Here is a 23,863-nt window from a genome sequence, read left to right as displayed (position 1 = left end):
GACTTAAATTTTACGTTAGATAGCGCCGATGTTATTTGACTAACGTAGTAATCCAATATAATTGATGCAATGCAGCATGGGTGAGAGACCATTCTAGTATTAGGAGCGAATTGCATGGACGGGATCACACATGCATCTGATCGCAGGCCCGGCATCAGCAAAGCCGCGATCTCGGCCAGCGGCACTCACCTCAACAGTCGCATTGTCATCGAAGACGACTTCCTTTCCTGCCGCTCGAGCATACGGCGTTTCCGTCGCGGCGAGATCATTGCCGGGGCGGGCGTTCTTGTCGACATGTTCGCTCGCGTGCATTCGGGGGTGGTCAGTGCAAGTACGATGCTGCCTGACGGCAGGGAATTCATCGTCGAGATCATTGCGAAATCAGGTCTGATCGGCGAGCTCGAGGTCTTGCGCCGACAGACATTGAACCTCGAATACCGGGCCGGTTCTAATTGCGAGCTGCACTTCTTCGAGGGCCGGCTGCTGCGGGACATGTATGCCACCGATCCGTGCTTTCGCGAAAAAGTCTTCTCAAGGGCTTTGGCGCGTGTCTCGGAGCTTGAACAAAGAATAATCGCCAATGCGGCGTCGACCCTGCAGGCAAGACTGGCGAGCACGTTGCTGCGGCTCTCGGCTGTTTACGGAAAAGATTCCGCAAACAGCGGCAACGAACTGACTATCTCGCAAAATGATCTGGCCGCGACGTTGCCGGCGTCCCGCGAGAAGGTCAATCAATGCCTACGGCGCCTGCGGGAATGCAAGATTATCGACGGAGGGCAGGGTAGGATCCGAATTCTTAACCGCAAGGCGCTCGAGGCCTGTGCGAATGGCGCGTTTTCGGTGAAGTGATGCACCCGTCGCTTTCCGAGGCCCTCCGATCCGCCGCAAATGTCAGCCGCTTTCCAGGCCCCGGCACGCCAAGGATCGATCGCGTGGTCGTCATCGACGACTACTCGGTGGCCAGGGGCGGGGCGACGGGGCTGGCGGTGCTGTCGGCCAAGCTTTTTCGCGGCCTCGATATTCCCGTGACTTATATTTGCGGGGATGACGCCGCCAATGCGGAGCTCGCTGCCCTCGGGGTCTCGATGGTCGGATTGAACAGTCGCGACCTGCTGAGCGCCGAGCGTGCGAAGGCTTTCGTGACCGGCATTCACAATGGTGCGGCTGCCCGCATGGTCGCGAATTGGATTGCCGCAAGAGATACGGCGAATACCGTCTACCACGTCCATGGCTGGCACCAGATCCTGTCTCCGGCGCTTTTCGGGGCACTGGCTCCGGTCGCGGCACGCTGCGTGGTTCACGCCCATGACTTCTTCACCGCCTGTCCCAACGGCGCCTTTTTCGATTATCAGGCGCAAGAGATTTGCCTTCGTCGTCCGCTCGGTGCCGGCTGCATCGCGACGGCTTGCGACAAGAGAAGTTATTCGCACAAATTGTGGCGGGTCGCCCGCGGCTCGAATATCCTCCGGTTGCTGAGGGCTGAAGCCGATTTCGGCCGGATCATCCTGCTGCATGAGAAGATGGCTGGCTTTCTCGTCGGCGCCGGCTATCGGCCCGAGCGGTTGACGACGATCCGCAATCCCGTCGCCCCCTTGTCGATTGAGCGTGTCGAGGCGGAGGCGAACGACGAGTTTGTCTTCATCGGTCGCCTCGACGAGGAAAAGGGCGTGGAAGACGCCGTGGCCGCCACACGCAGAGCCGGTGCCAGGCTCTGCGTGATTGGGGATGGGCCGCTGATGCCGTTGGTCGCAACTTCCGGCGATCACGTCAGGGCCGTCGGCTGGCAGTCGCATGCGCAGATCGGCACCACCATCCGCAAGGCGTGCGCCCTGTTGATGCCATCGCGCTATCCCGAGCCTTTCGGCCTCGTAGCGATCGAAGCGGCCAGAAGCGGCCTGCCGGTCATCATGTCGCGCAGCGCCTTTCTCGCCGAGGAAATGGAACGCGCCGGTATGGCGTTTGCCTGCGACACGGCTGATGAAGCCGCCTTTGCCGACACATTGACGCGATTTGGCCAAATGCCGAGGCACGAAATCCGCGCCATGAGCGAGCGGGCCTTCCTGATGTCGCCTGATCTCGCTTCGACGGATGAGGAATGGCGCGACGCGCTCCTTGCCGAATATTGCAGCCTGCTTTCGACGAATGCGGTTCCCGAGCTGACAGACGGTGTGGCGACACAAGGAGTATTCCGTTGACCTTTAAAGCAACAACCTCTCTTTCCGACGCAAGGGCATATCTCGGCGATGCGCCCGTGATGGCGAAAAGACGCGTGGCCGAGGCGGGAAGCGTCAAGGAAACCAGGCAACTGCGCGTCGCCATCGTGCATTACTGGCTCGTCTCGATGCGCGGCGGCGAGAAAGTCGTCGAAGAATTGTGCCGCATGTTTCCGCAGGCCGACATCTTCACCCTTGTCTGCAACCGGGATCGCATCAGCGATTTTCTCAAGACGCGCAACATCCGCACGTCCTTTCTGCAGAAGATCCCCGGCGCGCAGCGGCATTACACAAAGATGCTGCCGCTGATGCCCTTCGCGCTCGAACAATTCGATCTGCAGGACTACGATCTCGTGCTGTCGAGCGAATCCGGGCCTGCCAAGGGCATCATTACTCGCGCCGACGCTCTTCATGTCTGTTACTGCCATTCGCCGATGCGCTACATCTGGGATCAGTTCCACGTCTATCGGCATGGTCTGCCCTGGGTGGGACGTGCCTTGATGTCGGTCACCGCGCCGATGCTGCGCGCCTGGGACGTGACGACGTCGTCCCGCGTCGACGTGTTCGTTGCCAATTCCGACTACGTCGCAAACCGCATTCGCCGCTTCTACGATCGGGATTCCATCGTCATCCATCCCCCGGTTGCCACCGATGATTTTTCGGTCGGGAAGGGGAAGGGCGAATTCTATCTCTATGCCGGTCAGCTGACGGCCTACAAGCGGCCGGATATCGCTGTTCGCGCCTGCACCGCGGCCGGGCGTAAGCTCATCGTGATCGGAGAGGGAGAACAGTTGCCCTATCTGAAATCAATTGCCGGCCCGACTGTCCAATTCCTCGGCCATCAGCCGTTCGATGTCCTGCGTGATCACCTCTCGCGATGCCGCGCCCTGCTGTTTCCGGGCACGGAGGATTTCGGCATCCTGCCGGTCGAAGCGATGGCATCAGGGCGGCCTGTCCTCGCTTTCGACGCCGGCGGCGCAAGGGAAACGGTATCTTCACCGCAGGTCGGTTTTCGCTTCGCTGAGCAAACCACCGAGGCCTTGCTGGAAACCATGGCGGCGTTCGAAGAGGGGGAGGACGATATCGATCCGCAAGCCATCCGCGCGCATTCGCTGAAATTTTCCTCGGCGGTTTTCCGCAATCGGATGGCCGGGCTCATCGAGCAACAGCTCTCCACCCATGCCGACCGGTCCGTCGATGCCTTCAATAGACGACCGGTCTGAGGGCAAGACTGGAGCTGCCTGTCTTGCTGCCGCGATCGAAACCGTCCCAATCTGCCGACGAGGAATAGACAGATCATGTCAAGCCTATCTCAGAGGACGGCGACGGCGAGCATCTGGACGATCAGCGGAAAATTCCTCGCGCGACTGCTGGATTTCGTCAGTCTGCTTGTCCTGGCAAGATTGTTGAGTCCTGCGGATTTCGGATTGGTCGCCATTGCGACGTCGGTTCTGGTCATTATCGAAGCAATCCTGGATCTGCCGTTGACGCAGGCCCTGATGCGTCAGCCGTCCCCCTCCGAGGAGATGTTTGCGACGGCTTTCACGTTGAGCCTGCTGAGAGGGTTGGCCATCAGCCTGCTGATGATGGTCATTTCCTGGCCGATGGCCGTGATCTACGACGATTCCCGACTTTTTGCGCTTGTCACCGTGCTTTCGATCGCGCCTTCCATGCGGAGCATGATCAGTCCTCGCATGGTCCTTTTCATGCAGCGTTTCGATTTCAAACGCGAGTTTGCGCTCGACCTCATCACCAAAGGATCGACGCTGCTGTTCGGGGCAGGGGTGGCCGCGGCGACGGGCAGCTATTGGGGGCTCGCGGTCGGGGCGGTCGCCGGCCCGACCGCGGCGATGATCACCTCCTATGTCTTTGCGCCGATGCAGCCGAAGTTCAGCCTGTCGGAATGGAAGCGTTTCCAGGATATGATCAGCTGGAATACCGTATCGCAGGTGCTGAGCGCAATTAATTGGCAGCTCGACCGGCTGCTTTTGCCGCGTTTTGCCGGGCTGTCGACGTTTGGCGCCTTCAGCGTCGCCGACAATATCGCCGGCATTCCCTATCAGACCTTTGTCGGCCCGTTGTTGCGCCCGCTGATGGCGGCGTTCTCCTCTGTCGAAGATCGTCGCAACCTGGTTGCCGCCTATTTGAAGGCAACGAGTGCAATCACCTTCGTCGCGGCGCCCATTCTTATTGCGCTCGCCTTTCTGGCCGAGCCGACGGTGCGTGTCCTCGTCGGCGAGAAATGGGCATCCGCCGCACCAATTCTGCAATGGCTCTGCCTGGTGAGCCTGCTCGGTCTTCCGACGAACATAGTGCCGGCATTGGCGATGGTCATGGACAAAACCCGTTCCCTCGCCTTGCGGATGTTCGCCGAATTCCTGGTCAGGGTCCCGGTCACCATCCTCGGTATCGTCTATTTCCAGGTGGCGGGTGCGCTCGGCGCGCGCGTTGTGGCGGTTCTCGTCGCTTATGCCGCGTCGCTCATCATCACTCGGCGGTTGATCGGGGCGAGTTTTGCCGCGCAGCTGACTTCCTTTTGCAGGCCTCTGGCCACGAGCCTGCCGATGATCGCTTTCCTGCTCTGGATGGGCCCCAAGCTCGCCGCCATGCCTGCCGGCTTCGGCCTGATCGTCGGCCTGGCGCTTTGCGGCGCGGCGGCGGCGACGATCTTTTGGGTCTTCGCGCTGTTGCTATGGCAGATTCTGGGAAGGCCCGACGGCGTCGAGACCATCGTCGTTCACCGGCTCATGCCGCGACGAAACAGAATTCTCATTTCATGAGAAAGACCGGTGCAGTCCAACGATTATTTTGGCGGTTTCGGAGGAGCGCAATGCGTTACGGCATATCTTCTAAGAGCTTGGGTCTGCTCGTTGTTCTCGGTCTGGGGGCATTGCCCGGCCAGCCTAGTGTTGCCCAGGAACCGATCAACATGAATGCCTATCAGCTGACGTTCGAGGAGAATTTCGACAGTCTCGATGTCTCGGCGTGGGGAGAGAGAGGCTCCCGCTGGATCGCTCATACGCCCTGGAACGGTGATTTCGGCGACGCCCGTTTCACGGATCCGGCGTCCGATTTTCCGTTTACGACCGATCAGGGAATCCTGAAGATCGAAGCGCGTAAGGGAGAGGATGGAACCTGGCGGTCGGGCCTGCTCTCGGCGGTCAACCCGAAAGGCGAAGGCTTCTCGCAGCAGTTCGGCTATTTCGAAGCGAGGATGAAGCTGCCGCCGGGCAAAGGGGTTTGGCCAGCCTTCTGGCTCATCGGGCTCGACCGGTCGAAATACACCGCCGAGATCGACGTGCTGGAATATTATGGACGCGCGCCCTACGAGTTCAGCATGGGCTTTCATATCTGGCGCCAGGCCCATGGCGGTGAGAATTCCAATGGCGGCTATTGGAAAACCGTCCAGGATGGAATTTTGAACAGCGAGTATCATACCTACGGCGTCGATATCCGGGCCGACAAGACGACCTTCTATCTGGATCGCCAGTACCTGTGGAGCTTCGACACGCCGAAGGAGTTCCATATGCCGTTCTATCCGCTGGTGAATTTGGCGCTCGGCTCGGGCTGGCCGATCGATGAAACGCCAAATCCTTCCATCCTGCTCGTCGACTATATCCACGTTTACAAGCGCAAGCCGGCCGACGCGGCGAATTGAGCGAGCGACCGTTGATCGCTCTATTGCTCGCGGAGGCAACTGAGACCGGTTTGCGCATCGAAGAGATGCATCGCCTCCTCGTCAAAGAAGAGCGTGAGTTTTTCGCCGTCGCGGACCGGTGTGCGCGGCGGCAGGCAGGCCATCAGCCGTTGGTTTCCCGCGAGGGCGGTGACGACGAGCTCCGGGCCGGTCAACTCCGCAACCTCCACGGTTGCCTCGAGCGAAGCCCCGGATCCAGCCGTGCGAAGCGCCTCGGGGCGGATGCCAAAAATGAGGTCGCGGCCATCGGCTGCCGCCTTGCCGAAGCGGACGGGCAGAGGCAGGCTGGTATCGGAACCCGAAAGCACCAGTCGATCATCTCGGATCGTTGCCGCCAGCAGGTTCATCGGCGGTGCGCCGACGAAGGTCGCGACATAGAGCGTCGCCGGACTGTTGTAGATCTCTTCCGGCGTGCCCAGCTGTTCGATGCGGCCGTCGCGCATGACGGCGATGCGGCTCGCCAGCGTCATCGCCTCGATCTGGTCATGGGTGACATAGACCACCGTCGTCTTCAGTATCCGGTGCAGCCGCTTGATTTCGGTGCGCATTTCCATGCGCAGCTTGGCGTCGAGGTTGGAGAGCGGCTCGTCGAAGAGGAACACCTCCGGCTTGCGCACCAGCGCGCGGCCAATCGCGACGCGCTGGCGCTGGCCGCCGGAGAGCTGGCTCGGCTTGCGATCGAGAAGATTTTCGATCTGCAGGAGCTTTGCGGCATCGCGCACCGCTTTGTCACGCTCGGGCGTCGGAACTTTACGCATTTCCAGGCCGAAGCCGATATTCCTATGCACCGTCAGATTGGGATAGAGCGCATAGGATTGAAAGACCATGGCGATGTCGCGGTCCTTCGGATGCACGCGGAGCACTGAGCGGCCGCCAATCCTGATGTCACCGCTCGTCGCCTCGGCAAGGCCGGCGATGATGTTCAAGAGCGTTGACTTGCCGCAGCCGGAGGAACCGAGCAGTACGAGGAATTCGCCGCTTTCCAGGGAAATATCGATACCCTTCAGCGTCTCGACGTCGCCATAGGTCTTGCGGATATTTTCGATATCGAGCGCGCTCATGACTGTGGCTCCTGACGAGAGGTCGGGTCGCCATAGCTGCGGGGAAGCGTGGAGATGGCGCGAGAGGCGACCTCGGTTCCGGCCCTCAGGCAAGATATCAAAGGCTCATCCTTTGCCAGCGCTGCGAGAAAGGCGGCATTGAAGACATCGCCGGCGCCGATGGTATCGACTACTGCGACAATAGGCGCAGTCACCGTAGCCAGTTGGCCGTCAGCCCCGATCGCGATTGCGCCATCGGGGCCGCGCTTGACGACGACGATCGCACCTTGCGGCATATGCGAGCTGATGTGCCGGGCGGCTTCGATCGGATCGGCGATGCCGGCAAGCGTCGTCGACTCGACCTCGTTGAGCAGCGCGATGCGGCTGCGAGAAAGCCAGGCCCGTGTCGCAGCGCAATTCTGCTCGGTCCAGCCGTCGAGCGGCCAGCCGGTATCGAGGGCGACGGCGATGTCATGGCTCTCGGCCCAGTCGAAGAAGGCGTCATATTGGCGGGTCAGATCGTCGGTCAGGAAGCCGCCGCAGAGAAGCGCACAGCCGCCGCGCAGCTTTTCGCCGTCGATGACGGCGAAAACATCGGCGAGGCTGAAGCGCGGCAGATGGCCCCGCGTCGTGAAGAAGGTGCGCTCGCCGTCAGGATGGGTGATGCCGACGGAGAGGGTCGTTTGTTCGGGGCGCACCGGCCACTTCGCGGAACGGTGGCCGAAGGCTTCGGCCAACCAGCGGCCGAACTGGTCGCTGCCGATATTGGCGGCGATCTCGAATTCGACCCCGAGCGCCTGCCAGGCGAGTGCGCTGTTGCCGGCCGATCCCCCGACCCTGAGCTCGTCGTGATCGACGATGATTTCCGTCCCGGCCTTGGGCCAGGGGGCGGCCGGTCCGAGGATCAGGTCGACATTGACGTTGCCGATGACTGCAAGCGGCCGCATTCATTCGCTCCGGGTAATCTTGGTGGATCGAACCGGCGTTCCGGCATTCTCGACGCGGGTGTCGGCAAAGCCGATCATCAGCCGCTGGGCAACCGGCAGCATGGCGAAGATCGCGGCAAGGCCTGTCGCCGGGCGAAAGCGGATTGTGACCGCACCGGCCACCGGAGCTTCTGTCGATGCGTCAAAGAGGATGACGGGAGCGCCGGTCTCGACAGCAGACATCGCCATTGCTGTAACCAGGCCGGCGGTTTCATCCTGGCCGCGGAACAGCACGACGCCGATTTCCGGGCCGAGCATCTCCATCGGACCGTGGCGGAGCTGACCGCCTTCGAGCGAGAAGCAGGGGCGGCGCGACAATTCGGTCAATCCCAGGGCCAAGGCCTCGGCAACGCCCTGCAGACGGCGGCCCGAGGTGACGACGGTCGCAACATTTTCAAGTGCGGCGAGGGCGACGGTAATGTCGTGGTCTTCAGGCGCTTCAAAGACAGCAAGCGCGGCTGCGGGATCTTCGCCGAGCGCGGCAAGGATTGCCAGATGCAGAGCAAAAGTCACCGTCAGACTGCGGGTGGCTGCGAAGGCAAGCTCGGTGCCGCCGCTGCCAACGAGCGATGGGGCGGTTCTTGCCAGGAAGGCGCCGGCTTCAAGCGTCAGGCCGAAAGTGTCCTCGGTGCCGCCGGTCTCGTTGAACCAACGCACGACTTCGGCACTTTGGCCTGATTGCGAGGTGACGAAGATCGTCCTGCCGGCGATCGGCAGCGGCTGGCCGAGCTGCTCGGAGAGCGGCAGGGCGACGGCGTCGATGCCGAGCGCGCGATAGAGCGGCTCGACGGCGCGGTTGACGGCATGTGAGCCGCCCATGCCGATCAGGAGCAGCCGCCCGGTCTTCTCAAGCGAGGCGGCGGCTCTTGCCGCCATCGGCCCGGCCGATTGATAAGAGGTGATTGCATCGGCGTGCTGGCGGGCCATTTCGCGATCGATCGCCACAAGCCCGGCGGGTCGAATTCTTTCTGTTGTCATGTTCATCCCTTGACGCCGCCGCTGGTGAGCCCCGAGATCAGGGCGCGTTGCATGACGAGACCGATCAGCACCGGGGGCAGGGCGGCGAGCACGCCTGCCGTGGCGATCAGTCCGTAATCGGAAACGCGGCCGCCGGCGAGATCAGCGATGGCGACGGTCAGCGTCTTGGCGCGCTGGTCCGAGGTAAAGAGCAGCGCATAGAAAAATTCATCCCAGGCCAGCAGGAAGGCGAAGAGGCTCGAGGTCGCCACCACCGGGGCGGCAAGCGGCAGCGTGATGATCTTCAGCGTCTGAAACAGGCCGGCACCGTCGATCATCGCCGCCGATTCGATCTCGCGCGGGATGGAATCGAAGCCTGATTTCATCAGCCAGGTGGTGAAGGGCGCCAGTATCGTCAGATAGACGAGGGCGAGGCCGAAGACGTTGTTCAGCATCCCGAGATGGGAGAGGCCCATATAGAGCGGCACGGCGAGCGCCACCGGTGGCAGCATGTAGGTCGCGATCACCATCGACAGCGACCAGCCGACGGAAGGTGTGCGCGACACTGCCCAACCGGCGGGAATTGCGAGCGCGATGGCGGCGATCGTCGCCATGCCGGCCACCTCGATGCTGTTGCGCAATGACGAGGTGAAAGCGGCGCCGGCGCTGTTTTCGAGCGTCGACAGCAGCACCTGGTATCGCGAGAAATCAATGGCTTGCGGCCACCAGCGCAGCGGCTTTGCGGCGAGATCGGCCGCCGGCGCGATGCTCATGATGAAAAGCCACAGGATCGGCGCCAGGATGACGGCGGCAAGCAGCAGCGCCGAGAGGTGAATGAAAGCGGAAAAGAGCGGGCTCCGGCGTTCCATCAGACGGCACTCCCGGCGGTCTTGCGCACAAGGGCCGCGTAGCCTGCGGCGAGCAGCGTCACCAGCAGCGTGACGATCAAGGCGAGCGATGCGCCCGAGCCCGCGCGCTGGAAAGAGAAGGCCTCCTGATAGACCAGAATCGAGAGCGTTCGCGTGCTGTTGGCCGGTCCGCCGCGGGTCATGACCCAGATGATGTCGAACACCTTGAAGGCCTCGATCGTGCGCAGCACCAGCGCCACCATCAGCGGGCCGGCGAGATAGGGCAGGATGACGAAGCGGAAGCGGGCGAATGGACCGGCGCCGTCGACCAGCGAGGCGGCAGTAATGTCGCGCGGCACGGCCTGGAGTGCTGCGAGCGCGATCAGCGCCACCAAGGGAAAATTTTTCCAGCAGTCGGCGACGATGAGGGCGGCGAGCGCCGTGCCGGGTTCGCCGAGCCAGGAACGATAGGCGTCGAGCAGGCCGAGCTGGGTCAGCGCGGCGTTCAGCGCGCCATATTCCGGATTGTAGATCAGCCGCCAGAGCGTGGCGTTGACGACGGTCGGCAGCGCCCAAGGCAGGATCATCAGGGCGCGGAGCGCGGTGCGGCCACGGAATTGCTGGTTCAGCAACAGAGCCGCAAGGACGCCGATCACCATTTCGGCGGCAACCGAGACGATCGCGAACCATGCGGTGGTGATCAGTGTGCGCTGGAAATTCGAGCCGGAGAGCATCTTCACGTAATTGTCGAGGCCGACGAAGCTTCCCTCGGTGCCGACGAGCTTGGCATCGGTGAAGGAGAGGCCGACGGTATCGACCAGAGGCCAGCCGATCACCGAGATCATCACCACGAGAAGCGGCAGCATGAGAAGCCACGCGCGGGTTGTCAGCCAAGTGCCCGACATCGAGGCGGCCCTTTTCATTCATAGGTTCGGGAGGCCGGGCGACGACGGGCGCCGCCCGGGATTTCATGCGGGGGCTCAGAGACCGCTGTTGTCGGCCGCCGACTTCAGCGCGTCCTCGGGCGTGGACTGGCCGAGCAGCGATTCCTGGATCGCCTGCTGCAGCGCGGTCGACAGCTCCTGATATTTCGGCGTCGTCGGGCGCGGATACATGGCGGCGAGGCCGATCTTGGCAGCGGAGATCAGCTCTTCCTGGCCTTTGGTGACATTCGGGTCATCATAAGAGGATGCCCAGATCGGCAGGCTGAGCTTGGCATAGGCGTTCTGCGTGGCCTGCGAGGTCATGAAGGCGATGTACTTCCAGGCCTCGTCGGGATGCTGGCTGGCGGAGGTGATACCGAGGCCCATCGAGCCGTTGACGGCCGAAGCCTCGCTCTTGCCGGCGACACCCGGTGCCGGCACGACGCCGACCTTGCCCGCGACCTTGCTGTCCTTCGGGTCGTTGGCCATGTTGTACATGTAGGTCCAGTTCAGCGCGAAGGCGGCGTCGCCGTTCTGGAAGACCTTGCGAACGTCTTCTTCCAGAAATTCCTTGGAGTTCGGATTGGTCAGGCCCGATGTATAGCTCGCGACCATGTATTTCAGCGCATCGAGACCGCCGCCGCTCTGAAAGGCTGGTTTGCCATCCTTCAGGAAATCGCCGCCATAGGCGCTGACGAGCGTGGTGTAGTCGCAGATGGCGGCTTCGGCCTGCGACCAGCTCCAGGAGATCGGCGTGGCGAGCAGACCCTTGTCCTTGATGGTCTTTGCCTGCTCGGCCAGTTCGTCCCAGGTCTTCGGCGGCGCCTTGATGCCGGCCTTCTCCAGGATCTCCTTGTTGTAGAACAGGTATTTGGTGTCGAGGATCCACGGCATGCCGTAATATTTGCCGTCATACTGCACAGTGGTCCAGGCGCCCGGCAATACGCCCTTCTTCATCTCGTCGGTGATGCGCGAGGAGACGTCGACCAGCACCTTGTTGGTGGCGTATTCGGCCGGCCAGATGACGTCGAAGAGGACGACGTCGTAGCCGCCGCCGGAACCCTGCGCCAGCACCGTCTTGTCGTGCAGCCCCTCATAGGGAACGAATTCGAGATTGACCTTGATATCGGGGTTCGCCTTGGCGAAGGCGTCGGTCATGGCGCGCACATCCGCCTCGCTGTAAGCGGCCTGCGCCATGAACAGCGCGTTGAGCGTCGTTTCGGCGAAAGCATGCGGGGCAAGGGATGCGCCGATCAAGGCCGCACCCAAAAGCGTCTTGTTCAAGGATTTCAGCATTGCAGCCTCCAGTTTTTGACATTTACGCATGGCCGAGGGCGGATTTTCCGCCATCGGTTTTCGAGAAGGCACGCGTGAAACAAAACGTGCCGGTTGGTCATCTCGGAGCGTCGTTGGAGGCCCTGTGCGGCTTCCTGCGTTCCCAGGAACTCTTCGGTCCCTTATTAAGTCAATTGTCTTGACTTATTACTTCTTCAACATTCTACTGGAGTCAAGAGGCAATTGCACATGAATGACAGCAGGCCCATCAGGGCCAAGAGCGGCACCAATCACGAAGGCACCAGCGCGCATAACCGGCGCGTGATGATCGATGCCTTGAGGATCAACGGTGCGCTCTCGCGCGCCGATCTGGCGCGGGCGACGCGGCTGACCAAGCAGACTGTGTCGAATATCATCGAGGAACTCGAGCGCGACGGTCTCGTCAGTTCGCAGGAGGCGGTGCGAAAGGGGAGGGGCCAGCCCTCGACGCCGTATCGGCTCGTTCCCGAGGGCGCCTTTGCGATCGGCCTGCAGATCGACCGGCACGTGACGCGGGCGGTCGCCGTCGATCTCGTAGGCAGCGTTCTCGTGCGCGCCGAGGCCGTTCTGCCGCCGGGAGGCCCGTCGACAGGAACGAAGGTCATTCTCGATCTCGTCGCCAGTGTCCGGTTAAAGCTCGCCGGGATCGTCCGGCAATCCGAGAAGCGGCTGGTCGGCCTCGGCGTCGCGATGCCAGGTCCCTTCGGGATCGACGGCAGCGGCGACGATCCGTGGATGATGGAGGCTTGGCAGAAGTTTCCGCTGCTTGACACGCTGACCGCCGGCACCGGGCTCGATGTCGGTCTGCAGAACGATGCGGCAGCGGCCGCGACTGCGGAGCGTATGGTGGGGGCCGCGCATGGCCTCGACCATGCCGTCTGCCTGTTCGTCGGTTACGGCATTGGCGCCGGTCTCATCCTGAACGGCGAACTCTATCGTGGCGCCAACGGCAATGCCGGCGAGATCGGCATGGCACTGCTCTTTGCCGATGGCAAATCGACCCCGCTCGAACACCGCGCCTCGCTCGCCTCGCTCTACCAATATCTCTCGGCCGATCCCGCCGATCCCGATCTGCATGCACACATCAATGACCTCGCCTCGGGGGGCGATCCACGCATCGACACCTGGATCGAAACGGCGGCTGCTGACTTGCGCTGGAGCATCCATCTGATCGAAACGATCTTCGATCCGCAGACGGTGATCCTCTGCGGCAGCGCGCCCGAGGCATTGGTCAACAGGTTGATTGCGGCCATCGGCCCGCTGCTGCCCTCGATCGGCGAACGGCGCGGCCGGACGCTGCCGCGGCTGCAGTCCGGCATGGCCGACCCTTGGTCGGTGGCGCTCGGGGCGGCCGCTGGACCAATCGGCCGGGCATTCGATCCGCATTTTGCTGCAATTTTGAAGGCTTCCCGCTGATTTCGAGCCTGAAGCCGGGCGTTGCACAGCAGTGCAACGGCAGAAAAATGGTCACTCTTTGTAAGTTTCAAGCGACCATTGCCAGCGAATTAACAGGCGCGATCGAAGTATAGTCAAATATTGAAAATCATTGAAATTTATAGGAATTCTGGTATAGATATAATTATTCGGCAGTGCGCTGGGGTGGTTGGCGAGGCTTCTCTCAATATAGCCTTCAGCCGTGGCAAATAACATCCGCATGAAGGTTTCGTGACGGTACGATTTCGGTTGTTTCATGTCATGGAATATTCATTGGCCGCGGCAATTTGGACCAGCTAATAGGGCGTGCGCTGAAAGTGCGCGTCTCTTTTACGTTCGAGGTTCTCATGCAAGCCAAGCTTCTCGGCGCCGTTGGCGCCCTTCTCGCTACAGCGTTTCTTGCTGGTCCCGCTGCCGCCGCCGATAAGACCAAGATCGACTTCTGGTTCGGCAATTCCGGTGATATCGCGAAGCGTGTCCAGGAACAGTGCGATCGCTTCAACCAGTCGCAGGGCGACTACGAAGTCGTCTGCACCAGCCAGGGTAGCTACGATGCTTCCCTGCAGAATACGATTGCCGCTTTCCGCGCCGGCAAGCAGCCGACGATCGCTCAGGTCTCCGACGCCGGCACCCTCGACATCATGCTCTCCGGCGCCTTCTATCCGGCAAACCAGCTGATGACCGACATGGGCTACACGGTCGACTGGAAAGATTACTTCTCCGGCATTGCAAACTATTATGCGACGTCCAAGGGCGAGATGTATTCCTTCCCCTTCAACTCGTCGACCGCTCTGCTCTATTGGAACAAGGATGCCTTTGCCAAGATCGGCAAGGACCATGCTCCCGCCACCTGGCAGGAAGCCGGTGAAGATTTCAAGGCTCTGAAGGACGCCGGCTACGCCTGCCCGCTCGCCTTCGATATCTCCAACAATGAAGTCTGGCAGTACGTCGAGCAGTTCGAAGCCGTCAACGGCGAAGCGATCGCGACGAAGAAGAACGGCTTTGAAGGCCTCGATGCCGAGCTGGTGTTCAACAAGAACCCGCTCCTCGTCAGCTACATCAAGGACCTCAAGTCCTGGTACGACAACAAGCTCGCCGTCATCAAGAACAAGGCCGTCGGCCAGACCTTCGTGGAAGCCTTCGCTGCCGGCGATTGCCAGGTCATCCTGACGTCGGTTGGCGACCACGGCAATATCGGCCGCACCGCCAAGCAGGGCATGAACTGGGGCGTTTCGATGCTTCCGACCTACGGCAATGCAACCCGTCACAGCTCCTTTGTCGGCGGCGCTTCGCTCTGGGTTCTGAAGGGCCACACCGACGCCGAATACAAGGCTGCTGCCGCCTTCTTCAACTTTATCGCCAAGCCGGAGGAAGCTCTGACCTGGTCGACCGTCACCGGCTACATCCCGGTTCGTAACTCCGGCTTCGAATATCTGAAGAAGCAGGGCTTCTACGACAAGGCTCCCTATGCCGGCCGCGAACTCGCCATCCAGAGCCTGACCGCATCGCCGGCGGGCGACACAGCTCCGCACGGCATCCGCCTCGGCGGCCTGCTGCAGGTTCGCACCGAAATCGCCAACGGCCTGCAGGCGATCTTCGTCAACAATGCCGACGTTCAGGCTTCGCTCGACGGTGCTGCCGATCGCGGCAACCAGCTGCTGCGCCGCTTCCAGCAGACTTACAAGAACGTTCAGCTTCCCTGACCGTCCGATATGAGCCGCACCCGGCCGCCTTGCGCGCGCCGGGTGCGTCTTTGCAAGCTCTCTTAATCGGTCGCGGATGCAAAGCTGCTGCCCGCGCCCAAACAAACTCGGGCGAAAACGACCACTCATGGAAAAGCGCGTCACTTTCTCCTCGACGACGATCGGACTGCTCTTCGCCTTTCCGATGCTGCTGCTGATCTTCGTCTTCTTCTACTGGCCGAGCGCGCAGGCGCTCTATTGGGCATTCACGCTCGAGCAGCCATGGGGTGGCGGCAATGCCTGGGTCGGTTTCGACAATTTCAAACAGCTGCTCAGCGATCCCATCTATTGGGAGTCGATCACCCGCAGCATGATCTTCGGCTTCAGCTCGACGGCGATCGCCATGGGGATGGCGCTCATCCTGGCGCTGTTGACGGACCGTGAACTGCGCGGCCACAAAATCTACCGGTCGGTCTTCATCTGGCCTTACGCGATTGCCGCTCCCGCCCTCGGCCTTGCCTTCCGCTTCATTCTGGCGCCGGAGGCCGGTCTTCTCTCCGTAATCAATCACGTCTGGCCCGGCCTCTGGAACCCGGCACTCGACGGCAAGGACGCGATGATCGCCGTTATCATCGCCTTTTCCTGGAAATATATCGGCTATAATTTCATCTTCTTCCTTTCGGCTCTTCAGGGCATTCCCCGCTCGCTGATCGAGGCCGCGGCCATGGACGGTTCCGGGCCGCTGCGTCGCATGTGGGACCTGCAATTGCCGCTGTTGACGCCGACATTGTTCTTCCTGCTCGTCATCAACATCACCGAAAGCTTCCAGGATTCCTTCGGCATCGTCGACGTCATGACCCAGGGCGGACCGGCGCGGGCGACCGAGCTCATGGTCTACAAGATCTATTTCGACGGTTTCAGGGGGCTCGATTATTCGGGTGCGGCTGCCCAGTCGATCATCCTGATGGCGCTCGTCGTCCTTCTCACCATCTTCCAGTTCCGCTTCATCGAGCGGCGCGTGCACTACAAGTGAGGTCGCGGACATGATCGAACGCACGCCGATATTCAACTTCATCTGCTACACGATACTCGCGCTCGGCATGGTGATCGCGCTTCTGCCTTTTGTCATTGTCATCATCGCATCGACGCTCGATCTGGAGACGGTCAACCGGGTGCCGCTGCCGCTCACCCCGGGTTCGCATTTCTGGGAAAATGCACAGGCTGCCTGGATCCGCGCCGATCTCGGCAACAAGCTGATCCACAGTATCATCTTCGCGACAGCGGTCGGCGCCGGCAAGGTCATCCTTTCCGCCATGGCCGCCTTTTCGATCGTCTACTTCCGCTTCCGCGGCCGGCATCTGATCTTCTGGATCATCTTCATCACGCTGATGCTGCCGCTGGAAGTCCGCATCGTGCCGACCTATTCGATCGCGGCGAATGCATTGCAGCCGTTTCAGACGATCCTCGACCTTACTGGAATCACCGCGCTCGTCGCCTGGGTCTCCGGCATCCAGATCAAACTCGAATGGGGGCTGTTGAATTCCTATACCGGCCTCGTGGCGCCGCTCGTCGCGACCGCGACCGGCACTTTCCTTTACCGCCAGTTCTATCTGACCGTTCCGGACGAGCTTGCCGAGGCGACGAAGATGGATGGCGCCGGCGCCGTCCGCTTCTTCATCGACATACTGCTGCCGCTGTCGCGCTCGAACATGATCGCGCTGTTCACGATCATGTTCGTCTGGGCGTGGAACCAGTATCTCTGGCCGCTGCTGGTCACCACCGATCCGAATTTCGGCATCGCGGTGACGCAGTTGAAGACCCTTATTCCGTCCGAATTCGGCCTGCCCGACTGGAACGTCGCCATGGCCGGGACACTTATCATCATGTCGCCGCCGCTGTTGCTCGTCATCCTGATGCAGCGCTGGTTCGTGCGCGGCCTTATCTCCACCGAGAAGTGAAGGAGCAGTCCTGTGGCACCGATCTCAATCCGTGATGTGAAGAAGAGCTACGGCAAGCATCCCGTCGTTCACGGCGTCGACCTGGAGATCCAATCCGGCGAATTCATCGTCATCCTCGGCCCATCCGGCTGCGGCAAGTCCACGCTCCTGCGCATGATCGCCGGCCTCGAGGAAATCACCGGCGGCGAAATCGCCATTGACGGACGCGTCGTCAATCAGATGGAGCCGCGCGAGCGTGGCTGCGCCATGGTGTTCCAGAACTACGCGCTCTATCCGCATATGACGGTCGCCGAAAATATCGGCTACGCCTTGAAGGTGGCGGGTGTGGCGAAGGCCGAGCGCAATCGGCGAATTGCCGAGGTCGCCAAGGCGCTGAGCCTCGAGCCCTTCCTCGACCGCCGGCCGGCCGCCCTTTCCGGTGGCCAGCGCCAGCGCGTCGCCATGGGCCGCGCGATGATCCGCGAGCCGAAGGTGTTCCTCTTCGACGAACCCTTGTCGAACCTGGACGCGAAGCTGCGCATCGCCATGCGCGCGGAAATCCGCCGCCTGCACCGCCGCCTCGGCGCCACCTCGATCTTCGTCACGCATGACCAGACCGAGGCGATGACGCTGGCCGACCGGCTGGTGGTGATGAACGGCGGCAGGGTGGAGCAGGTCGGCACGCCGGAAGAGGTCTATCATAATCCGGTCTCGCGTTTCGTCGCCGGTTTCGTCGGAACGCCGGCGATGAACCTGCTCGAAGGCACGATCAACGACGAGGGTGTCTTCGTCTACGACCAGAGCCGCAGAATTGCGCTGCCACGCGAACGCGCCGCGCCGCTGAAGGGCAAACGCGTCGTGCTCGGCATACGCGCCGAGGCAGCTCGGCTGGTTGCCCCGGATGCGCCCGGCGCATTGGTCGCAACGGCCGATTTCATCGAAGAACTCGGCGCAAGCCGCGTGGTTCATGCCGATTTCGACGGGCTGCCCTTTGCCGTGGCGCTGACCGAGGCCGTGACGGTGAAATCGGGCGATCCGATCGGTATCGCGATCGATCACAATGCGATCCACCTCTATGCCGCCGATACCGGCCGGATCATCGAAAACCCGGCGGTGAGCAGCGCCGGCGCCGTTCACGCCTGAGCGGTGTCAGCGGTGAATGGGATCGATCCAGGCGACGTTTTCCGGTTTCTCGACCGGTTCGATATCCAGATTGACCACGACCGGTTCCTGGCCTGAGCGGACGAGCACGCATTCCAGTGTCTCGTCGCGGCTCGCGTTGATCTCCTGGTGCGGCACATAGGGCGGGACGTAGATGAAATCGCCCGGGCCGGCTTCGGCGGTATATTCGAGATGCTCGCCCCAGCGCATGCGAGCCTTGCCCTTGACGACGTAGATGATGCTTTCGAGATCGCCGTGATGATGGGCGCCGGTTTTCGCATTGGCATGGATCGTCACCGTGCCCGCCCAGATTTTCTCGGCGCCGGCACGCGCATGGTTGATCGCGGTCGCGCGGTTCATGCCCGGGGTCTGCGCGGTGTTCGGGTCGAGCGAATTGCCGGGAATGACCTTGACGCCGTGTTCGCGCCAGTCGATGTGAGAATGCTCGTGGTCGCCGCTCATGCCTAGCCTCCGCCTTGATCGGGTCAGTCTAACCCGGAAAGGCTCTACATCTAGGCGGGAGTATCGCGACAGCCAAGCGGATTTACCTTGATACAGCAAAGAGCGGAGCCGATGAGCCATCTCCCGCAGATCGATTACGACACCGCTTCGCCAGAAGTTCGCGCGGCGCATGATGAAGAAATCAGGCTGCGCGGGCGCATGACCAACATGAAGCGGACGCTCCTCCATTCGCCGGTCGCCCATCACATCTATGCCGAGTGGTTCACGCTGCGGACCGAGCTTGATCCTGTCATCAGCGACCGCGAGATCTGGATCTTCTCGCATGCGATTTCGAAGGCGGCGAAATCGAAGATCGCCATCACCTTCTTTCGCCGTGCCTTGATCAACAAGGGTTTTGATCCCGACGCATTGCAGCTTTCCGAAGCGGAGGCGCTGCTCGACGCCTTCGGCAAGGCTGTTGTCGCCGATTCCAATGCCGTTCCGGCCGAGCTCTGGTCGAAGCTGAAAGAGCGCTACGAAACCAAGGCGCTCGTCGATCTCGTCGCCTTCGCCGGCATCATGCTGGCGACCGCCGTCTTCAACAATGTCGTCGAGGTTGAATTCGACCCGGAGCTTGAGGCCTTCGCAGAAGGCGCGCGTTCGGACTAACCACCAAGCGAGACGATTGCGGCTTTGACCGCGTCCGCGCCGGATCTGGTCGGCCGGTATTCGAGGCCGATGGCGCCGGCATAACCGTTGGCGAAGATCCAATCGAGGCGATGAGCGAGGGCAATGCCGCCGGAGCCCGGTTCGTTGCGGCCGGGATGATCGGCGACATGGACGTGGAAAACACGGTCGAGACGGCCGTCCAGCACCTCTTCGGTGCGTTCATCCATCACGGCGGAATGGTAGATGTCATAGACGATACCGATCTCGGAGCGGGCGACGTCGTCAACGATGTCGAGGCCTTCGCGGGTCGAATCGAGGAAATAGCCGACGTGGTCGATACGGATGTTGAGCGGCTCGACGCCGAGGCGGACACCGCTGCCTTTGAGGATGTCGGCGCCTGCTTTCAGTGTTTCGGTGAGCGCCTTGCGCTGTTCTTCACGGCTGCATCCGGGGAGGTCGTCGCCGGCCTGGACGATCAGCACCGGCGCGCCGAGGCGTTTGGCGGCGGCGACGGATTCGGCAAGGCCTTCCAGCCAGGTCTGCCGGTTGGCGGCATCGGTCAAAGCGATCAGCGGCTCGGCGACGAGGCTGGTGACGGCAAGGCCGGTTTCCTTCAGAGTCGCCTCGATCGCATCCAGATCCTTGTCGGTCCAGCGCCAGAATTCGACCGCCGTCAGGCCGCCAGCATGGGCGCGACGGATGCGGTCGGCAAAGCTGTCGCCGTCTTCGGCAAACAGCCATTCTATACAGGCTGAATAACGTCGCATGAAAACTCCTTCGGTGCGGATGCAGGCTGCGACAGAACGGAGCCTGCCGCAAGAGGCGTTTGGGTGCTTGACGCCCGGATTCATTGGCGGAACACTCGCTTCCATCGAGCCGGGATCGCCGGCGCTTCTGGAGGAAGACATGGATCTGGGATTGAAGGGTAAGATCGCGGTCATAACGGGTGCGTCGGTCGGCATCGGGCTGGCGATCGCCGAGGGACTGGCGGCTGAGGGCGTGGACCTCGTGCTGGCTGCGCGCGGCGGCGAACGGCTGGAGGCGGAGGCCGTCCGCATTGGCGAGAAATTTGGCGTCAGCACCACGGCCGTCGCCGCCGACGTTGCGACGGCTGCGGGAACGGAGGCGATCATTGCGGCGGCTGCCGAAAAGGGCGGCGCCGATATCCTCATCAACAATGCCGGTACCGGATCGAACGAGACCGTCATGGAGGCGCCGGATGAGAAATGGCAGGCCTATTGGGACCTGCATGTGATGGCCGCCGTCAGGCTTGCGCGCGGCATCGCGCCGCAGATGAAGAAACGCGGCGGCGGGGTGATCCTGCATAATGCCTCGATCTGCGCCGTCCAGCCGCTCTGGTACGAGCCGATCTACAATGTCAGCAAATCGGCGCTGATGATGTTTTCAAAGACGCTCTCGACCGAACTTATCCAGGACAATATCCGCGTCAACTGCATCAATGCCGGCCTGATCCTGACGCCCGACTGGATCAAGACCGCCAAGCAGCTGACGGCCGAAAGCGGCGGAAACTGGGAAGGCTACCTGCAGAGCGTTGCCAATGAACACGCTGCATCCAAACGCTTCGGCACGCCGGAGGAACTGGCGAACGTTTTCGTCTTTCTGAGTTCGGAGCGGGCGAGCTACTGCATCGGATCGACCTATTTCGTCGATGGCGGCATGCTGAAGACGATTTGATCGAAGCTGCCGCAAAGCGCAGCATGGCAAGCCTGTTCTTCGCAAGACTGCCGGCCGGCCGTGGATGTTGCCGATACAAGCTATAAATATTAGCTATTTTGTTGTATCTTCACGCTTTCGACGTTATTTGCCTGCTATTGGCGGACGAATATTACGATTTCCAAAAGGCGACGACGATGCTGACGAAGAAGGGAAAGTACGGCCTGAAGGCACTGGTCGATCTGGCGCGTCTGGCGCCGGGCGAGACCGCCTTCATCAATGACGTCGCGGCGCGCAACAATATTCCGAAAAAGTTTCTCGACACGATCCTGCTCGAGCTGCGCAATGTCGGTATCCTGCGTTCAAAGAAGGGACCTGGCGGCGGGTATTCCCTCTCGCGGCCGGCTTCCGAGATCCGCATCGGCCATGTCATCCGCACCCTCGATGGTCCGCTGGCGCCGATCCGCTGCGCCAGCCGCACGGCTTACGAGGCTTGCGACGACTGCGCCGACCCGGAAACCTGTCAGGTGCGGCGTTCGATGACCGACGTTCGGGATGCGATCGCCGCCATTCTCGACAATATGACTCTCGACCAATTCGTCGCAGCCGGCGGCCGCATTGAAGAAACCGGGGACGAATTGCCGATCTCCGCCGCCAGCTGAGACGCTTCGATTTCATACGGCCTAGAGCGCCGCGCTGTGTCGTTCAGGGCTCATCTCGACATATGGTCGCCGGCGCGGTGCAGCAATCGATCGCGCGGCAGGGACAGCGCGTGGATGCGTGCATTGCGCCAATGGCGGTCGAGATTGAGGCCGATGCCGGTTGACGCTTCGCCCGCCAGTTCGAACAGCGCATTTGCGGCGCTTAGGGCTGTTTCCCCGGCAGCGATTGCGGCCGCCGAGGCGGAAAAATAGGCATCCGCCATCGCAGCCTCTACAGGATTGACCTGGGCAATATCGAGTTTGCGGCCCGCCCGCTCCAGAGCTGCCGCCGTGATTTCGATGCCGACGGCGTGTTCGCCGAGCCGGGAGGGGGAGACGGTGCGATCGCCAATGGCTGTCATCAGGTCGGCCCATGCGGCCCGCGCGATGCCGAGGCCTACGCCCGCCTTGAGCAGCAGCCCGAGCGAAATGCCCGTCGAGTATCCGAACGAGGGGGCCGGCGCGATTGCGCCGGCATCGACATGAACTGCGCCGGCGATCGTTGTTGCCGATCCATTGGTGCGCTGGCCGAAACCGTCCCAATCATCGATCACCTGCGCGTCCTCGCTGTTGCGGCTGAGGTAGAGCGTCACCGGGCGGCCGGGCGGAAGTGTGAGGGCAGCGGCAATCCAATCGGCATAGAGAATACCGGGCGCCGGCCGCATCCGTCCGCTCAGACGGTACCCCGGTCCTTCGGCCGACAGCTCGCTGCCGTCGGCGACGGTTGCGCCGGCGAAGCGGTCGCCGAGCAGCACACGGGCAAACAGCGATGCCTTCAGATCCTCGGCCGCCTGGGTGCGGAGGGTTTCCAGGACGGAAAAGTGATTTTCCAGGGTCTCGCCGATCGAGGCGTCAGCCTCGGCAATGATCGCGATGACCTCGGCAAGCAGGGCGTTCGGCACGTCGAGCCCTTCATGTTCGGGCGGAACAGAGATTGCCGTCAGCCCCGATATCGACAGCGCGTCGAGCTCGGCAAAAGGCAGGATGCGGTTGATATCGCGCTCGCTTGCCTGTTGACGGAATGTGTCGGCGAGTTTGCGAGCCGTAGATACCGCCTCCTCTTCGTTTTCGATGCGGCGTGCCGGCGGCCTGATGCGGTCTTGAAACTGCGATACTGTTCCCATCGCTCACTCTTTCCTCGACGGGTGACAGGAGTGAGGGATTTTCCTCCGGATGATAAGAACGGTTTTTCCAGAAAAACCCAAAGCTTCGAATTTTCTCACCAACTTGATCGCCTCGCCTTGCACTCTACTTATGGTTAACCGGGGCTATCCAGTTGAGGAATATGATGGGTGAAGCACTTGCTCGCCATAGCGAGGTTTGGAAAATGGGGCGCCAGCCGAGACCGCGCCTGACGCTGGATATCGCCGAGATTCCAACTTATGCGATCGGCGACATTCACGGCCGCTACGATCTACTTTTGAAAGCCGAGGAGGCGATCCTGCAAGATGGCACGCGATTGCCCGGGCAAAAGCTGATCGTGACGCTGGGGGACTATATCGATCGGGGCCCGGAATCGGCGCAGGTCATCACTCACCTTATGGAGCCGCCGCCTGACGGTTTCGACCGTATCTGCCTTGCCGGCAATCACGAGATCGCTATGCTCGATTATGTCGACGGCTGGCTCCCTTATGACGACTGGATGCGGATGGGATCGGCGGAATCGCTTAAATCCTATGGGCTCGATCCGGAGCATCTGCCGCTCGTCTTTCCCTCCGGCGCGCAGCTCGACGCCTTCCTACGGCAGTCGCTGCCGCATACGCACATCGATTTTATGCGGGCACTGCCCATCATGCTGGATACACCGAGTGTGCTATTCGTGCATGCCGGCATTGATCCGATGCTGCCGCTCTCCGCGCAGACGGAGGAGGACCTGGTCCTTATCCGCCACCGCTTTCTCGAAAGCAGGGTTCCTTTGCCGAAGCTCGTTGTGCACGGCCATACGCCCAGCGACGAGCCCGACATTCGCCCGAGGCGACTCAATCTCGATACACGCGCCTTTCGCAGCGGCAGGCTGACCGTCGCACGGTTCTGGCAGGGCCGGGTGCATCTGTTTTCCACCTGACATCGTTCCCCGCGAGGCTGTGTCACTAAAGCGCGTCGCGATCTTTCAGATTCCTCCTGCGCTTTAGGTCTTAGTTTTCACGCATGTCGTGCCGCAAAACCGCTGCACACTTTTGCGCGAC

23 protein-coding genes are annotated in these 23,863 nt (G+C 61.6%); 14 read left to right on the top strand and 9 right to left on the bottom strand.

Going from position 1 to position 23,863, the window contains the following annotated elements; all coding sequences use genetic code 11:
- The first annotated feature begins 114 nt into the window (after positions 1-114).
- From AMK02_RS17055 to AMK02_RS17035, 5 genes are all read left to right on the top strand, one after another.
- Complete coding sequence (locus AMK02_RS17055; protein WP_064804631.1) at positions 115-849, top strand: Crp/Fnr family transcriptional regulator; 735 nt, start codon at positions 115-117, stop codon at positions 847-849.
- Positions 849-2,195: a glycosyltransferase family 4 protein gene (locus tag AMK02_RS17050; RefSeq protein ID WP_064804629.1), complete on the top strand. Its 1,347-nt coding sequence runs from the start codon at positions 849-851 to the stop codon at positions 2,193-2,195. Before AMK02_RS17055 ends, AMK02_RS17050 begins: the two co-directional genes overlap by 1 nt.
- On the top strand, positions 2,192-3,436 hold the full coding sequence (locus tag AMK02_RS17045) for a glycosyltransferase family 4 protein (protein WP_064804627.1): 1,245 nt from the start codon (positions 2,192-2,194) through the stop codon (positions 3,434-3,436). Before AMK02_RS17050 ends, AMK02_RS17045 begins: the two co-directional genes overlap by 4 nt.
- A 75-nt stretch (positions 3,437-3,511) precedes the next feature.
- The gene (locus AMK02_RS17040; RefSeq protein WP_064804625.1) at positions 3,512-4,993 is read left to right on the top strand and encodes a lipopolysaccharide biosynthesis protein; all 1,482 of its coding nucleotides are present in this window, start codon (positions 3,512-3,514) and stop codon (positions 4,991-4,993) included.
- A 50-nt stretch (positions 4,994-5,043) separates the two neighbouring features.
- Positions 5,044-5,871, top strand: coding sequence for a glycoside hydrolase family 16 protein (locus AMK02_RS17035; protein WP_064804623.1), 828 nt, complete (start codon positions 5,044-5,046; stop codon positions 5,869-5,871).
- A 20-nt stretch (positions 5,872-5,891) separates the two neighbouring features.
- Here the strand turns inward: AMK02_RS17035 and AMK02_RS17030 are convergent, their stop codons facing one another.
- The 6 genes from AMK02_RS17030 to AMK02_RS17005 form a co-directional block, all read right to left on the bottom strand.
- Complete coding sequence (locus AMK02_RS17030) at positions 5,892-6,971, bottom strand: ABC transporter ATP-binding protein (protein ID WP_064804621.1); 1,080 nt, start codon at positions 6,969-6,971, stop codon at positions 5,892-5,894.
- Positions 6,968-7,897 (bottom strand): PfkB family carbohydrate kinase, encoded by a 930-nt coding sequence (locus AMK02_RS17025; RefSeq protein WP_064804619.1) that lies wholly within the window; start codon positions 7,895-7,897, stop codon positions 6,968-6,970. Before AMK02_RS17025 ends, AMK02_RS17030 begins: the two co-directional genes overlap by 4 nt.
- Positions 7,898-8,920, bottom strand: coding sequence for an SIS domain-containing protein (locus AMK02_RS17020; RefSeq protein WP_064804617.1), 1,023 nt, complete (start codon positions 8,918-8,920; stop codon positions 7,898-7,900).
- A complete protein-coding gene (locus AMK02_RS17015) occupies positions 8,917-9,762 on the bottom strand; it encodes a carbohydrate ABC transporter permease (protein WP_064804615.1) in 846 nt (281 codons plus the stop codon). The genes AMK02_RS17020 and AMK02_RS17015 overlap by 4 nt, the downstream gene beginning before the upstream one ends.
- Positions 9,762-10,646, bottom strand: a complete 885-nt coding sequence (locus tag AMK02_RS17010) for a carbohydrate ABC transporter permease (protein ID WP_064804613.1) — start codon at positions 10,644-10,646, stop codon at positions 9,762-9,764. Before AMK02_RS17010 ends, AMK02_RS17015 begins: the two co-directional genes overlap by 1 nt.
- Positions 10,647-10,721: 75 nt before the next feature.
- Positions 10,722-11,960 (bottom strand): extracellular solute-binding protein, encoded by a 1,239-nt coding sequence (locus AMK02_RS17005; protein ID WP_064804611.1) that lies wholly within the window; start codon positions 11,958-11,960, stop codon positions 10,722-10,724.
- A gap of 228 nt (positions 11,961-12,188) precedes the next feature.
- On the opposite strand from AMK02_RS17005, the gene AMK02_RS17000 reads away from it, so the two are divergent.
- From AMK02_RS17000 to AMK02_RS16980, 5 genes are all read left to right on the top strand, one after another.
- A complete protein-coding gene (locus AMK02_RS17000; RefSeq protein WP_064804610.1) occupies positions 12,189-13,394 on the top strand; it encodes an ROK family transcriptional regulator in 1,206 nt (401 codons plus the stop codon).
- A gap of 365 nt (positions 13,395-13,759) precedes the next feature.
- Positions 13,760-15,115, top strand: coding sequence for an extracellular solute-binding protein (locus AMK02_RS16995; RefSeq protein WP_012485024.1), 1,356 nt, complete (start codon positions 13,760-13,762; stop codon positions 15,113-15,115).
- A gap of 127 nt (positions 15,116-15,242) precedes the next feature.
- Positions 15,243-16,127, top strand: a complete 885-nt coding sequence (locus AMK02_RS16990) for a carbohydrate ABC transporter permease (RefSeq protein ID WP_012485023.1) — start codon at positions 15,243-15,245, stop codon at positions 16,125-16,127.
- A 10-nt stretch (positions 16,128-16,137) separates the two neighbouring features.
- Positions 16,138-17,052, top strand: coding sequence for an ABC transporter permease subunit (locus AMK02_RS16985; RefSeq protein WP_064804608.1), 915 nt, complete (start codon positions 16,138-16,140; stop codon positions 17,050-17,052).
- A 12-nt stretch (positions 17,053-17,064) separates the two neighbouring features.
- Positions 17,065-18,174 (top strand): sn-glycerol-3-phosphate import ATP-binding protein UgpC, encoded by a 1,110-nt coding sequence (locus AMK02_RS16980; RefSeq protein ID WP_064804603.1) that lies wholly within the window; start codon positions 17,065-17,067, stop codon positions 18,172-18,174.
- Between the two features lie 6 nt (positions 18,175-18,180).
- Here the strand turns inward: AMK02_RS16980 and AMK02_RS16975 are convergent, their stop codons facing one another.
- Positions 18,181-18,654: a cupin domain-containing protein gene (locus tag AMK02_RS16975; protein WP_064804601.1), complete on the bottom strand. Its 474-nt coding sequence runs from the start codon at positions 18,652-18,654 to the stop codon at positions 18,181-18,183.
- Between the two features lie 111 nt (positions 18,655-18,765).
- Here AMK02_RS16975 and AMK02_RS16970 point away from each other — a divergent pair, with 111 nt between their 5' ends.
- Positions 18,766-19,302, top strand: a complete 537-nt coding sequence (locus AMK02_RS16970) for a hypothetical protein (protein WP_064804599.1) — start codon at positions 18,766-18,768, stop codon at positions 19,300-19,302.
- Here the strand turns inward: AMK02_RS16970 and AMK02_RS16965 are convergent.
- Positions 19,299-20,069: a TIM barrel protein gene (locus AMK02_RS16965; protein WP_064806301.1), complete on the bottom strand. Its 771-nt coding sequence runs from the start codon at positions 20,067-20,069 to the stop codon at positions 19,299-19,301. The genes AMK02_RS16970 and AMK02_RS16965 overlap by 4 nt on opposite strands.
- Positions 20,070-20,208: 139 nt before the next feature.
- Between AMK02_RS16965 and AMK02_RS16960 the strand changes: the two genes are divergently transcribed.
- Together AMK02_RS16960 and AMK02_RS16955 are read left to right on the top strand one after the other, a co-directional pair.
- The gene (locus AMK02_RS16960; protein ID WP_064804597.1) at positions 20,209-20,997 is read left to right on the top strand and encodes an SDR family NAD(P)-dependent oxidoreductase; all 789 of its coding nucleotides are present in this window, start codon (positions 20,209-20,211) and stop codon (positions 20,995-20,997) included.
- A 176-nt stretch (positions 20,998-21,173) separates the two neighbouring features.
- On the top strand, positions 21,174-21,638 hold the full coding sequence (locus AMK02_RS16955) for an RrF2 family transcriptional regulator (RefSeq protein ID WP_064806299.1): 465 nt from the start codon (positions 21,174-21,176) through the stop codon (positions 21,636-21,638).
- A gap of 50 nt (positions 21,639-21,688) precedes the next feature.
- Here AMK02_RS16955 and AMK02_RS16950 read toward each other — a convergent pair whose 3' ends face one another.
- On the bottom strand, positions 21,689-22,801 hold the full coding sequence (locus AMK02_RS16950) for a monooxygenase (protein WP_064804595.1): 1,113 nt from the start codon (positions 22,799-22,801) through the stop codon (positions 21,689-21,691).
- Positions 22,802-23,004: 203 nt separating this feature from the next.
- Between AMK02_RS16950 and AMK02_RS16945 the strand changes: the two genes are divergently transcribed.
- Positions 23,005-23,742, top strand: a complete 738-nt coding sequence (locus tag AMK02_RS16945; protein ID WP_064806297.1) for a metallophosphoesterase family protein — start codon at positions 23,005-23,007, stop codon at positions 23,740-23,742.
- Positions 23,743-23,863: the final 121 nt, after the last annotated feature.

Source organism: Rhizobium sp. N731, assembly GCF_001664145.1.
Taxonomy (GTDB): Bacteria; Pseudomonadota; Alphaproteobacteria; order Rhizobiales; family Rhizobiaceae; genus Rhizobium; species Rhizobium esperanzae.
The sequence above is the reverse complement of the archived record's forward strand: the minus strand, read 5'-3'. Positions and strand labels throughout refer to the sequence as shown.